10 protein-coding genes are annotated in these 13,605 nt (G+C 46.3%); 3 read left to right on the plus strand and 7 right to left on the minus strand.

Annotated elements, in window-relative coordinates:
• The first annotated feature begins 273 nt into the window (after positions 1 to 273).
• Complete coding sequence (gene fabA, locus AYW76_RS18150) at positions 274 to 789, plus strand: 3-hydroxyacyl-[acyl-carrier-protein] dehydratase FabA (protein WP_067037128.1); 516 nt, start codon at positions 274 to 276, stop codon at positions 787 to 789.
• 30 nt (positions 790 to 819) lie between these two features.
• The gene (gene fabB / locus AYW76_RS18155; RefSeq protein WP_067037126.1) at positions 820 to 2,034 is read left to right on the plus strand and encodes a beta-ketoacyl-ACP synthase I; all 1,215 of its coding nucleotides are present in this window, start codon (positions 820 to 822) and stop codon (positions 2,032 to 2,034) included.
• Positions 2,035 to 2,100: 66 nt separating this feature from the next.
• Here the strand turns inward: fabB and AYW76_RS18160 are convergent, their stop codons facing one another.
• The 7 genes from AYW76_RS18160 to AYW76_RS18190 all read right to left on the minus strand — a co-directional run bounded on the left by AYW76_RS18160 (position 2,101) and on the right by AYW76_RS18190 (position 10,522).
• Positions 2,101 to 2,835, minus strand: coding sequence for a lysophospholipid acyltransferase family protein (locus AYW76_RS18160; RefSeq protein WP_067223862.1), 735 nt, complete (start codon positions 2,833 to 2,835; stop codon positions 2,101 to 2,103).
• Between the two features lie 28 nt (positions 2,836 to 2,863).
• A complete protein-coding gene (locus AYW76_RS18165) occupies positions 2,864 to 3,970 on the minus strand; it encodes a 1-acyl-sn-glycerol-3-phosphate acyltransferase (protein WP_197467852.1) in 1,107 nt (368 codons plus the stop codon).
• Between the two features lie 35 nt (positions 3,971 to 4,005).
• Positions 4,006 to 6,927: an insulinase family protein gene (locus AYW76_RS18170; protein ID WP_067223867.1), complete on the minus strand. Its 2,922-nt coding sequence runs from the start codon at positions 6,925 to 6,927 to the stop codon at positions 4,006 to 4,008.
• 130 nt (positions 6,928 to 7,057) lie between these two features.
• Positions 7,058 to 7,639 (minus strand): DNA endonuclease SmrA, encoded by a 582-nt coding sequence (smrA, locus tag AYW76_RS18175; protein WP_067223870.1) that lies wholly within the window; start codon positions 7,637 to 7,639, stop codon positions 7,058 to 7,060.
• A gap of 191 nt (positions 7,640 to 7,830) precedes the next feature.
• Positions 7,831 to 8,271, minus strand: a complete 441-nt coding sequence (locus tag AYW76_RS18180; RefSeq protein WP_067223873.1) for an MgtC/SapB family protein — start codon at positions 8,269 to 8,271, stop codon at positions 7,831 to 7,833.
• Between the two features lie 153 nt (positions 8,272 to 8,424).
• The gene (gene ssb / locus AYW76_RS18185) at positions 8,425 to 9,132 is read right to left on the minus strand and encodes a single-stranded DNA-binding protein (protein WP_067037119.1); all 708 of its coding nucleotides are present in this window, start codon (positions 9,130 to 9,132) and stop codon (positions 8,425 to 8,427) included.
• A gap of 31 nt (positions 9,133 to 9,163) precedes the next feature.
• Positions 9,164 to 10,522: an MFS transporter gene (locus AYW76_RS18190; protein WP_067223877.1), complete on the minus strand. Its 1,359-nt coding sequence runs from the start codon at positions 10,520 to 10,522 to the stop codon at positions 9,164 to 9,166.
• 153 nt (positions 10,523 to 10,675) lie between these two features.
• Between AYW76_RS18190 and uvrA the strand changes: the two genes are divergently transcribed.
• The gene (gene uvrA, locus AYW76_RS18195; protein WP_067223880.1) at positions 10,676 to 13,495 is read left to right on the plus strand and encodes an excinuclease ABC subunit UvrA; all 2,820 of its coding nucleotides are present in this window, start codon (positions 10,676 to 10,678) and stop codon (positions 13,493 to 13,495) included.
• Positions 13,496 to 13,605: the final 110 nt, after the last annotated feature.

The following is a 13,605-nucleotide window of genomic DNA, read 5'->3' on the forward strand; positions in this document are numbered from 1 at the left end:
CTCCCATTTTGTACAAACATCCGTATTTTTCAGTCTCGCGGACAAGAGCAATATGCTATCCACATACAGCCACCCATGTAAATTTTGTCTTTTTGTTACGTAAATAGACAAAAAAAACGTACTTTTACCGACTCACAATTGGTTTTTTTCCGCACAAACATTCATATTACTTCCCTGAACCGATATAATCTCATGGATTTTCATACTGCTAACTGGACCACACGCTCTATTACTTTGCTTAGGTAAACAAGGAGTGGTGGAAATAGGACTATAATGACTACAGCTTCATCGTTTGAAAAAGACGAACTTCTAAAGTGCGGCAACGGCGAAATGTTTGGCGAAGGTAATGCTCAGCTTCCTGTCGGCAACATGCTAATGATAGACCGAATCACCAACATCTCTACCGAAGGCGGTGCGTTCGGAAAAGGTGAGATCATTGCTGAATTGGATATCACTCCTGACCTTTGGTTCTTCGACTGCCATTTCCCAGGTGACCCTGTGATGCCAGGCTGTTTAGGTCTGGATGCTATGTGGCAGCTTGTTGGCTTCTTCCTTGGCTGGAAAGGTAACAAAGGACGTGGCCGTGCATTGGGTTCTGGTGAAGTGAAATTCACTGGACAAATCTTGCCAACCGCTAAGAAAGTAACGTTCCGTATTGACCTGAAGCGCGTGATCGAACGCAAGCTTGTAATGGGCATTGCTGACGGAAGTGTATCTGTTGACGGTCGTGAGATTTACACGGCTAAAGACCTACGTGTAGGCTTGTTTACATCAACAGAAAACTTCTAAAAGATTAAGAGTATAAGAGGCACATTAGTTATGCGTCGTGTAGTTGTAACTGGTCTAGGCATTGTTAGCTGCCTAGGCAATGACAAACAATCCGTTCTTGAGTCACTGCAAGAAGGCCGTTCAGGCATTCGTTTCGCAGAAGACTACAAGGAAAAAGGCTTTCGCAGCCATGTATGTGGTCGTATTGATCTAGACGATACTGAAATTGATCGTAAAGTTCGTCGTTTCATGGGGGACGCAGCGACTTACGCTTACGTTTCCATGCAGCAAGCGATTGCTGACTCAGGCCTAGCTGAAGACCAAGTTTCTAACATTCGTACAGGTTTGATCGCTGGCTCAGGCGGCGCATCGGCTCGAAATCTAGTCGAATCTGCTGATACACTACGCGAAAAAGGTGTTAAACGTGTAGGTCCTTACCGTGTTACGCAAACCATGGGCAGCACTGTGTCTGCTTGTCTTGCGACACCGTTCAAGATCAAAGGCGTGAACTACTCCATTACGTCTGCATGTTCAACCAGTGCACACTGTATCGGTAATGCAATGGAGCTTATCCAACTAGGTAAGCAAGACGTTGTATTCGCAGGTGGCGGCGAAGAAGAGAGCTGGACGCAAACGTGCATGTTCGATGCAATGGGTGCACTGTCTTCTAAGTACAACGATACGCCAGATCAAGCATCTCGTGCCTACGATGCTAAACGTGATGGCTTCGTTATTGCTGGCGGCGGCGGTATTCTTGTTCTTGAAGAGCTTGAACACGCTAAAGCCCGTGGCGCTAAGATCTACGCTGAAGTGGTAGGCTACGGTGCAACATCTGACGGCTATGACATGGTAGCACCGTCTGGTGAAGGTGCGGTTCGTTGTATGCAAATGGCGATGAGCACTATTGATGGCAAAATTGACTACATCAACACTCATGGCACGAGCACGCCTGCTGGTGATATGAAAGAGCTACAAGCGGTTCGCGAAACGTTTGGTTCTGAAATCCCAACCATCAGCTCCACTAAGTCTCTATCTGGTCACTCTCTCGGTGCTGCCGGCGTTCACGAAGCTATCTATAGCTTGCTAATGATGGAAAACAAATTCATCACGGCGTCTGCAAACATCACGGAACTAGATCCTGAAGCGGGTGACATTCCAGTTGCGCTTACTCGTCAAGACGACGTTGAGTTAAACTACGTAATGTCTAACAGCTTTGGCTTCGGTGGAACCAATGCCAGCTTAGTCTTCAAAAAATACGAAGGCTAATTGCAGCAGTTCAAGACATAAAAAAACCGCTCATTGAGCGGTTTTTTTATGTCTTGAACACAGCAGCTATGGATGTTTACGCATTGTATCGCGCATCCAGTGCTCCATCTCTTCGTGAATTTGGTTGGTATCTTTGCCTTCAACTTCAATCAGCGGCCCAACCACTACCGTAATCGTACCAGGGTATCGACGCCACGTTCGTCCAGGCCAAGCATGACCTGCATTGTGTACGATGGGTAAAATAGGTCTTTTTGAAGAGGCAGCAAGCATAGCGGCGCCCTTGTTAAAGTCACGCTCTTTCCCCGGCATAGTACGAGTCCCTTCAGGGAAAATAAGCACCGAGCGGCCTGCTTGCAAACGATCTTTACCTTGCTTCAAGATTTGCTTCAAGGCTCCAGCTCGCTTCGAGCGATCAATGGCGATCGGCTGTACCAATCGCAATCCCCAACCAAAGAACGGAATCGAGAGTAGCTCTTTCTTCAGAACCGTCGAGATCGGCGTTTTCAATACCTGCAGTAAGTAGGTCTCCCACTCACTTTGATGGTTCGCCGTTAGAACAACAGGGCAATCTTTACCAGGTAGGTTTTCACGACCAATAATGTCTACTTTGACACCACAGAGCACTCGAAATAAAAACAACAGTGAGTGGTTATGAATATTTAGCATTGGCTGGCGCCAACTCGGTGGCAATATAAAGCCAATCAACGGCGCCAAAACCCCCGTAAAGCCTGTTAAGACCGCATAGCATAGGGTAAACAATAACGAGCCAATCAGAGCCCGTAGCGAATTCCTAGGTTTCATGAAGCGCTTACTCCGTATTTATTCCAGCCTAAAGTAGGCCACGCTCTTGCTTTTGAATCAGTGGGTTGGCATACATGTTTAACACCGTTTCACGTAACACGTCTGGGCACGTTGCCATGTACTCATCAAATACAGAGTCACCACTCGCTTGACCATTAAGCATTTTCAAAGCCGCCTCATTAGTCGACTGAATGGCATACTTACCTACAATTTGTCGGTCCACTTCTGCCACCATTTCATCAGGCGTCGCACAGTTATGGTCAATCACATCGCCAAAGGTCACGATGACTTTACCTTTACGCCCAACAATGCCCTTACGAATACTGTCAATGTCTTCAAATTCGGCTTTCTGGTAAGAGCCTGTTGTCGACTTCTCATTTAATTCTCGCGCCTTATCGAAGGCGCAAGGATCGTACTCGTAGGATATCGACACGGGGACAATTTTTAGATTTCGCATTGCGTCTGGAAAGGCAATTTTCTGTTTTTTCTGGCTCATAAAAAACATTTTAATGATGGCTGGATCAGTTTGATCTATCCCATCTTTGGCACGGCCTTCTTTTTGAGCAATCCAAATATTGCAGTGCTCTTTGGTCAATGAATGGGTGATGTAATCAGACAATTGGCCAAACGCCGCCATCATTTCACGAATACCATTAGCAGAACGTTTAACGATAAAGCTCTTATTTAAACGCATCAGGTCAGACACAAACGGACGACGTAGCAAGTTGTCACCAATCGCAATGCGTACGGTGTCGAGGCCATTTAGGTAAAGACCATAATTCACAAACGCTGGATCCATAGCAATATCGCGGTGATTCGATAAGAAAAGATAGCCTTCGTTCTTAGCCAACTTGTCGACACCGCGATATTCAACATTGCTCGTCGTCGTTTTAATCATGCGTTCCATGTAATCAGCCACTTGCGTCTGGAAAGCACGTACATCATTGATTTTACGCACTTCCTTTTGCAACACATGCTTAACGACGTACGCTAAGAAACCACGTGTCCATTGCGGCCATTTAGTAAACTTGAAGCCGACAATCGTATCGATGAAGTCTGGCGTATTTACTAAATTTTGTAACACCCCGGCGACCTCATCGTCGTTGTAAGGGCGTATGTCATGAAACTGATCCATTGAACTGTCCATTCAGGTTTAAATTATCGTTATGATTATAAAGTACAAATATCGAAGCCAGCATCGTCGAGCAATTGCTTGTTCGAGCTTGCTGTCACAACAGCGATACTTTCATTCTCTTTCGTTAGGTAAAGCTTAGCAACACGCTTAAGATCATCTACCGTTACCGAAAGCACACCCGCTCGGAACGCCTCACGGTAAGCTTGACTACGACGATGCAGCTGCAAGAAGAAGTCACTTTGTGCTTCACCAGCAGGAGATCCCGGTTTGTCCATTGAGCCAATCACACCTAGTACAGCTTCTTCTAGGGCATCATGTGAATGTTCATTGCCAAGTAACCAGTCAATCGACGCGTCAAAGTCCGCCAATGTTTCCAACAACCGTGGGTCACGGTATGAATAGAAGCGGAATGCGCCACTGCTACCATCAAAGGTTGCACCACCACCGTAAGCACCACCTTGCTCTCGAATTGCTCGGTGTAGGTATCCATTGCGTAAGAAGCCGCCTAAAACCGTCAACGGCGCCACATCGGGATGCTCACCCGCTACAGCTTTAAACGCCTTAGCACAGAAGCTGACCTGAGTGGCAGTCACCCATGCTTGCTTCACAGTTTGATCAATGGCCGGTAAAGAAAAGTGCGTCAGCTGCTCATGATTCGCCACTGCTTGCCAAACAGGCGATGTTTGGGCCATCAAAGACTCTTTATGATGAGGCTCTGCGACTAAAAGTACTTGCTTCGCAGCGCCAGCTAACTTGCTATGAATCGACTCTAGCACAGAACGCAACGTCGACATCGCAGTTGAGTCATTCTTCAATGAGTCATCCAGTGCAATCACATCATGAATACCGCTCATGCCTCCCCACGCTTCTTGTTGTGCCGAGAGGCCTGACATACCACTGCTGGCAGCACTCATTGCCAGAGCATGGCCTTGCCCAGTAATTGAACGCTCACGACGCGCACGGCGCTGGGAAATCAACTCTTTAATTCGTCCTTCTTCGTCGAATCTCACATCATTAAAAGTTTGCGCCATTAATTCAGTCATGGCTTTGGCATTTGGCACTAACGCTTTTGAGCTGAGAACAAAGTAGCCGCTCACACGCTGTTTATCGATAAGCTCAGTACGAATAGAGGAAGATGCTCCTAAACCACCACATACTTGTGCCTGGCGTGATTGCACCGCTAAGTAATCTTGATCGCCTACCCCTAACTCTGTCACAAGATAAGCATACAACGGCAGGTATTTGGTTTCGTCTTCGGTTAACGCTGGAAGCTCTGCCACCAATTGCTGATACACCAGACCGTTCGTACCTTGTGGATAAAACGTAATGGGCAAACTTTCAGTCACTTGTTCGTTTTCATACTCAGGTAAGCGAGCAGGCACATCTTCAAGCCCCACTTTAGGCAAGATACTCATGTCATCAACTTGCTCTTGGCGCTCTTTCAGCGCTTGACTGCGTTCAACAATGTGCTGCTTTTGTGCTTCGTTTAAGCCTGCTTTGATCTTACTTAGACGATCTTTCTCCGCTTGGTTGCGGCGCGCTTCCAATGCTTCATCTGGGCTCAACGTTAAGGTGATACGATGTGCGTTAGACAATAACAAGTCGCGTACGAGTGTTGGGATATAGTCTTTTTCAGCCACTTTTTCGCGCATACTCTCGATCACAGGATCTAAGTCTAACTGCGCAATCACATCGCCTTCATGCACCGCAGTCGACAGGGCACTTAGGATCAGCTGTAAACCGTATGGGTAGCTGTCTCCGCCAATCTCGCGTTGACTTAACTCTAATTGGTGCAGCATGGCATCGACCATGTCTTGCTCAATGCCATTTTCGGCGATGTCTTCCAATGTATTTAGAATTAATGCTTCCACTTGTGGGGCATTGTCGCGCTTAACGCCTTCCAAGCCACACATAAAGCTCATTTCTTTGTTGCTGTCTTCTAAACCACATAATGGCGAAGGTGATTGACCCAGTTCAGAGTTTTCCAGCGCGCGACGCAATGGTGACGCAGAGTTATCCAGTAACACACTGGACAACAGCTCTGCTTCGAACTGTTGCGCCAAATCGATGCTTTCACCCAGTAACCAGCCTACGACCACATGGCTACCATCTTCTTTGGCCTCATCGGTTGCGTAACCTTCTTCAACTCGCACAGGAGAGAAGTAACGTTTTACGTTAGGCACACTGACTTTGTCGTCTAAACGTTCAAAGCGGCTCAGTACCTTCGTTTCAAACTCAGCTTGTAACTCTTCTGCTGGAATATCACCGAATGTCATAAAAACGGCATTAGATGGGTGATAGTGTTTGCGGTAGAAGGCCATTAAATCGTCGTATGACAAATCTGGAATATCCGTCGGCTCACCACCAGAGTTAAAATGATAGGTATTACTTGGGCATAAATACTTTGTCACGGCCTGCCACAACACCGATGTAGGCGAGCTCATCGCTCCCTTCATTTCATTGAATACAACGCCTTTGTACGTCAGTTCTGAATCAGGATTGGTTGGCTCAGCGAACTCTAAACGATGGCCTTCTTGTGAAAAGTCCAATGGGTCTAAACGTGAGAAAAATACGGCATCTAGATACACATCGAGTAAGTTACGGAAATCTTTCTTGTTCTTACTCGCAAATGGGTAAGCCGTCCAATCAGATGACGTAAACGCGTTCATGAAGGTATTCAGTGAGCGGCGAATCATCATAAAGAACGGGTCACGCACTGGGAAGCGCTCGGAACCACACAGAACCGTATGCTCAAGTATGTGCGCCACGCCACATGAATCCGTCGGTACGGTTTTCAATCCGACAAGAAAGACGTTTTCATCGTTATCAGAGGCAATATGAAAATGCTTTGCACCTGTTTCCTTGTGCTCGTATTCCTGTACCGTCACATTTAACGCTTCTATAAATTCACTGCGAATAGCCTTAAACGCTGGGTGATGTGCATTGTTCATGGTCATATATTACCCCTGTAAAAATCGTTTCTATTACTACGTAGATTGGGTGTATTCGCCTTAATCTCAAGCAATAAAGCGTGTGAATTATATCAAGATTGTGATTTTGTCGGCAGAGATATAGCGCTCTGCTATGTTAACGCTTTTGATGACGCTCCCAGTTTTCTAGGCGCGCTTTGTCACTTTTTCGGAACAGTACATACACTGCGCCTAATCCACCATGGTGACGCTGTGCAGTATGAAACGCCATGACATCGTCGAGATCTCTCAACCATTTGTTAATAAAGCTTTTTATAGTCGCCTGATCATTTGGGTCTGGTATTCGATCACCTTTTCCGTGAACAATAATCGCCACACGAATATCATGCCGCATGCAGTCCGCAACAAACTGGTATACTTCCACACGAGCTTGCTCTACGGTACGTCGATGCAAATCTAGGCGAGAATCAATACCATACTTACCCTGACGCAAGCGCTTAAACACGCCATCTTGCACACCGTCTTTTTTATATTCAAGCATGTCATCAGGATCAACTCGCTCAACATAATCTTTGGACAAGTGGTTACGGTCTTCAACCTTTGCAATCAAAGCGGCCTTCTGACGTTCCGTAAAGTCCACTTCGCCCTTTTTTTTACCAAGGTATATCTCGGTCTTTTTTATTGGGCGAATCCCCTTTACTTCCTGCGCAAACAAAGAGAAATCATCGTCCTCTTGCATAGATCACCTCAAACTTTGCACCCTATTCATTTACGACAGCTAGATACAAGAAAGGCTCCCGTAGGAGCCCCTATACAAGCTGTAGGGTAATCTCTGCCAGCAATGTCTTACGACTCTTGGTAAGCAGGTTCTGCTAAAAATGTTGGCTTCATTATAACAGCAATCTATTCAGAACCACTAATAGCAAAGGCTTAGCCATCATTTGCGGTGTCATCTCGCTTCTTTAGAGCGCCCGAAAACTGGAAAATCAAAAAGCCAATGACCGATAATAGTATAGCGATTTCATATCGGCTATAGGCGACCGAAACACCAATGGCTCCCGTATTCCAGATGCCTGCCGCTGTGGCTGTGCCGGATACGGAGTCCCCACTTTTAAAAATAGCACCACCACCAATAAACCCCATCCCAGTAATAACGGCATACATCACCCGAGCTTCTGCATCGGACCCTTCATATACACTCATACCCACTAACATAAATGAACACGATGCAATCGTCACAAGAGGAAAGGTACGCAATCCGGCACCTCTATCGTGAAGTTCTCGATTAAATGCGATCGGTAATGAAAGCAAAAACGCCACGCCCATCTGCGTCAAATGGTGAAGAATCAACCCAAAGTCTAGATCAAGCATATGTACTACCTCCATGTTGTATTTGGAATATCTCAAACCTACCCATCAAATACATAGGAGTAAAACAGATAACAAGAGCTTCCTCTTTAGATACGAAAAAGGCCGCACAATGTGCAGCCTTTTCCAGATCAAATGCGATTCTACTCTCTTGATTCAGAACGGGATATCATCGTCAAAATCGTCGAAGCTTGGCGCAGGTTGTTGTGGCTTAGCTGGCTCAGGCGCTTTTTGTGGTGCTGGCGCAGGGGCTTGTTGAGGTTGATTACCCCAGCTGCCAAATGACTGTGGCTGAGCTGGCGCTTGCTGTGGCTGGCCGTAACCGCCACCTTGCTGAGGCTCTGACTGCGCTGGCGATGCACCGTAGCTGCCTTGCTGTGGTTCTGATTGCTGTGGCGCATTGCCGTAACCACCTGGCGCACCATAGCCACCTTGTTGAGGTGCTTGTTGTGCACCGTAACCGCCTTGCTGTGGTGCTTGCTGTCCACCACCAAAACCACCACCTTGCTGACCGTCTGCACGTCCATCAAGCAATTGCATCTCATTCGCAACGATTTCAGTTGTGTAGCGCTTAATGCCGTCTTTTTCCCACTCACGCGTACGCAACGAGCCTTCTACGTATACTTTCGAGCCTTTCTTGATAAAGTCACCAGCGATCTGACCTAGACGGAAGTTGCCACGATCCATGAACGCCACACGATGCCATTCGGTACGCTCTTGCATTTGACCCGTTTGCTTATCACGCCAGCTTTCAGACGTGGCAAGGTTCACATTTGCTACCGCTGCACCTGAGGGCATAAAACGCACTTCTGCGTCGCTGCCTGCGTTACCGATCAAGATTACTTTATTTATTCCACGTGCCATGAGGTCACTCCAATTCTTTAACTGTAAATTCTTATAGCTGAATTTGCGGCGCTACACGTTGCAACGCTGCTTTGTCTAACTGCTTTTTATCTACTTTCAAATAAGCGGTTTGCTCATCTGTGAAAATCTGCATATCTTCCACTCCTTGGATTGCCATTAATTGCTTTTTAAGCTGATGCACATCGTCCTCTGTCTGTGCCGCCACACTGAAAGCCATACTTGCCACTTGCTTTGGGGCAGGTTGAAAGGCACTCACAACTGCCCACATTAACCAAATACCACCGATGACAGAAAACAGCACTGTAACCGATGTGTGTTGTAGCAACCAGCCTCCACCGGCTCCACCAATGAATGCGCCCATAAACTGATGCGTTGAAAACACACCCATTGCGGTACCACGATAACCGACTGGAGCCAGCTTGCTGATCACGGATGGTAATGTCGCTTCCAACGTATTAAATGCAACAAAGAACAAACACACTGCCACGGCAAACAACCATAGTTGTGCAGACCACTCCATCAATAAAGTCGTCGCACCAAGAATACCAATGACAAGGGTGAGTACTTGCTTCATTTTACCTTTGCCCTCTGCCGCAATCACTAACGGTAGCATCAAAATAAAAGCCCCGCCCATAACGAGCAAATACAAAATACTGTGCTGACCTAAGGCTAACCCATAGCGATGAATTAACAAACTTGGTATTGCCACAAACAACGCCGTCAAACTGCCGTGCAGCAATAATATACTGACGTTTAGAAAACGTAGTTGGCTGTCTTTTAAAACGCCTTTTAGAGCCACTAAACTTGGTGTTGTATCACGTCTAAAGCTATGCTGCGTCACATTAGGCACTGCCCAAAGGACTAACGCCATACCTACAATAGAAAACCCAAAAGACAGATAAAACAGACCAGATAGTCCGACCCACTGATACAAAATAGGCCCAAGAATCAGTGAAATCATAAACGACGCACCAATACTAATACCCACCATCGCCATGGCCTTCGTGCGGTTTTGCTCTTTCGTTACATCACTGAGCAATGCCATCAAGGTACTGGCAATCGCTCCTGCACCTTGAATCGCTCGTCCGATAATCAGTGTTACAATGCTATCAGCATTGGCACAAATAATACTCCCTAATGCAAACAACATTAGACCCAAAATAATCACTCTTTTACGGCCGATCTTGTCAGACATCATCCCCATCGGGATCTGTAAAGAGGCTTGGGTAAACCCGTATATACCGATCGCCGCACCAATCAACGCGGCATCGGAACCGTCTAGCCCATCCGCGGCCACACTGATGACAGGCATAATAAGAAACAGGCCAAGCATACGGAATAGATAAACCATTGCTAAGGCTAAAACTGAGCGGCGTTCAATGACATCCATAGGTGCTACTACTTGCGTATTTAGGGGTGATTGTTGAAAGATCGAAGATTTTACTAAAAATACCGTTGAAGCTCTATTTTAACTACTGTAAAAATAGACAGTTATTCTATTTTGAATGACTTTTTCCTTGGTTGCATTACATTTTGGAGACACATGGACACTATTACCCTTCGCGGTGCGCGGACCCACAATCTAAAAAACATCGATTTGGACATTCCTCGCGACAAGCTGGTGGTGATTACCGGGCTCTCTGGTTCAGGTAAATCGTCCCTTGCCTTCGACACGCTGTATGCCGAAGGACAGCGTCGTTATGTTGAGTCATTATCAACCTATGCACGTCAATTCTTGTCCATGATGGAAAAGCCCGATATTGATCATATCGAAGGCTTATCTCCAGCGATCTCCATTGAACAAAAGTCCACGTCACATAACCCACGTTCGACCGTCGGTACGATCACGGAAGTTTATGACTATCTTCGTCTGCTCTTCGCTCGTGCAGGCCAGCCACGCTGTCCAGATCACGGCGAACCGCTGGAAGCCCAAACTATTAGCCAGATGGTTGATAAAGTGCTTTCGCTACCAGAAGAAAGCAAGATGATGATGCTAGCGCCGATCATCAAGGATCGCAAAGGTGAACATCTTCATACTATTAGCGAATTGCTGGCAAAAGGCTTTGTACGCGCTCGAATTGATGGCATCGTCGTGGATCTTGATGATGCACCAACGTTAGAGAAAAACAAAAAGCATACCATTGAAGTTGTTGTTGATCGCTTTAAGGTACGCCCTGATTTACAGCTGCGCTTAGCGGAATCCTTTGAAACGTGTTTATCGCTGTCAGATGGTATCGCCAAAGTGCTTAATATGGATGATGAAACCGATGAGCACATCTTTTCAAGCAAATTCGCTTGTCCAGTATGTGGCTACGCCATTACCGAACTTGAGCCTCGCTTATTCTCGTTTAACAACCCGAATGGCGCTTGCCAAACGTGTGATGGCTTAGGTACGCATCAAGTCTTCGATGCCGATCGCGTCATTCAAGATGAGAATTTAACCCTCGGTGAAGGCGCTATTCGAGGCTGGGGACGTCGGAGTATTTTCTACTTCCAGCAACTGAATGCTTTGGCCAACTTTTACGAATTCGATATCAATGCAAAATTCAAAGATATATCAGAAAAGTTTCAAAATGTTGTTTTAAACGGTTCTGGCAAAGACAAGATCGACTTTGTATACATCAATGAACGTGGTGACAAAATGACACGTTCACATGTATTCGAAGGCGTATTGCCCAATCTCAATCGCCGTTATCACGAAACAGAATCTGACAGTGTTCGCGAAGATCTGTCTCAATATATCAGCACTCAAGCATGTCCCACTTGTCATGGCACGCGCTTGAATAGAGCTGCACGTAATGTGTTTATAGCCACGGAAACTCTGCCTGATATCGTCAAAAAACCGATTGCTGAATGCTTAAGTTATTTCGAGACATTGAAGCTTGAAGGGGCCAAAGGGGCCATTGCAGAAAAAATCTTAAAAGAAATACGTGATCGCTTGAGCTTCTTAGTAAACGTAGGTCTTGATTATTTAACGCTCGACCGCAAAGCAGACTCATTATCCGGCGGTGAAGCCCAACGTATTCGCCTCGCCAGTCAAATCGGTGCAGGTTTAGTGGGCGTCATGTACATATTAGATGAACCTTCTATCGGCCTCCATCAACGGGATAACGAGCGCCTAATCAGCACGCTAACGCGACTACGAGATCTAGGCAATACAGTGATTGTTGTCGAACACGATGAGGATGCTATTCGTGTTGCAGACCACCTGATTGATATCGGCCCTGGTGCAGGTGTTCATGGCGGCCAAGTCATTGCATCCGGTACACCTGAAGACATTATGGCTTGCGAAGAATCCATCACGGGACAATTCTTAACTGGCAAGCGTTCAATTAAAGTACCGTCAATTCGTCATCAAGCGACAGAAGGAAAACAACTGACGCTGCACGGCGCACAAGGCAATAACCTTAATCACGTCACTTTAAATATTCCTGTAGGGGTGATGACCTGCGTAACAGGTGTCTCTGGCTCGGGGAAATCGACTTTAATTAACGGTACATTATTTCCACTCGCGGCAACCGCGCTTAATGGCGCGACAACACTAAAACCAGCCACCTATGAAAAAGTTGAAGGTTTGGATCACTTCGACAAATGTGTCGACATAGACCAAAGCCCAATTGGTCGTACGCCACGCTCAAACCCAGCAACTTATACGGGTATCTTTACCCCGATGCGCGAACTGTTCGCAGCGACACAAGAGGCGCGATCTCGAGGCTACAAGCCAGGGCGTTTCTCGTTTAACGTCAAAGGCGGTCGTTGTGAAGCGTGTCAAGGGGATGGTGTAATCAAAGTCGAGATGCACTTCCTACCAGACGTGTATGTTCCCTGTGATGTCTGTAAGGGACAACGCTATAACCGTGAAACGCTAGAAATCACTTACAAAGGGAAGAATATTCATCAGTGCTTAGACATGACCATTGAAGAAGCTCGAGAATTCTTTGACCCTGTTCCTTCCATCGCCCGCAAGCTACAAACACTTATGGATGTTGGCTTAGGCTATATTCGTTTAGGTCAAGCAGCGACGACTCTATCAGGTGGCGAAGCACAACGGGTTAAGTTGGCCAAAGAACTATCAAAACGCGATACAGGTAAAACACTGTATATTCTCGATGAGCCAACAACAGGTTTGCACTTCGCTGACATTGAATTACTACTCACGGTACTACATCGTTTACGCGATCATGGTAATACGGTGGTTGTCATTGAACATAATCTAGATGTCATTAAAACCGCAGATTGGATTGTAGACCTAGGCCCAGAGGGTGGTAGTGGCGGTGGTTACATAGTTGCTGAAGGGACACCTGAAACCGTTGCCCAGCATGAGAGTTCACATACCGCTCGTTTCTTGAAACCCATGCTTTAAAAGATATGAGCAAACCATAAAAAAAGAGCCTATGGCTTAATGCTGTTCACTTAAGGATTGCATTAAGTTAAATAGCCCAAGAAAATCCGATTAAGCATTCTTAATCGGAT

Origin of the sequence: Marinomonas gallaica, assembly GCF_001639745.1 — a bacterium.
Classification (GTDB): Bacteria; Pseudomonadota; Gammaproteobacteria; order Pseudomonadales; family Marinomonadaceae; genus Marinomonas; species Marinomonas gallaica.

What these genes read in the sequence shown, in the direction of transcription:
- AYW76_RS18170 (WP_067223867.1), bottom strand. Translation starts at nt 6,927, where the DNA reads ATGACCATGAACAATGCACATCACCCAGCGTTTAAGGCTATTCGCAGT.
- fabA (WP_067037128.1), top strand. Translation starts at nt 274, where the DNA reads ATGACTACAGCTTCATCGTTTGAAAAAGACGAACTTCTAAAGTGCGGC.
- smrA (WP_067223870.1), bottom strand. Translation starts at nt 7,639, where the DNA reads ATGCAAGAGGACGATGATTTCTCTTTGTTTGCGCAGGAAGTAAAGGGG.
- fabB (WP_067037126.1), top strand. Translation starts at nt 820, where the DNA reads ATGCGTCGTGTAGTTGTAACTGGTCTAGGCATTGTTAGCTGCCTAGGC.
- AYW76_RS18180 (WP_067223873.1), bottom strand. Translation starts at nt 8,271, where the DNA reads ATGCTTGATCTAGACTTTGGGTTGATTCTTCACCATTTGACGCAGATG.
- uvrA (WP_067223880.1), top strand. Translation starts at nt 10,676, where the DNA reads ATGGACACTATTACCCTTCGCGGTGCGCGGACCCACAATCTAAAAAAC.
- AYW76_RS18190 (WP_067223877.1), bottom strand. Translation starts at nt 10,522, where the DNA reads ATGGATGTCATTGAACGCCGCTCAGTTTTAGCCTTAGCAATGGTTTAT.
- AYW76_RS18165 (WP_197467852.1), bottom strand. Translation starts at nt 3,970, where the DNA reads ATGGATCAGTTTCATGACATACGCCCTTACAACGACGATGAGGTCGCC.
- ssb (WP_067037119.1), bottom strand. Translation starts at nt 9,132, where the DNA reads ATGGCACGTGGAATAAATAAAGTAATCTTGATCGGTAACGCAGGCAGC.
- AYW76_RS18160 (WP_067223862.1), bottom strand. Translation starts at nt 2,835, where the DNA reads ATGAAACCTAGGAATTCGCTACGGGCTCTGATTGGCTCGTTATTGTTT.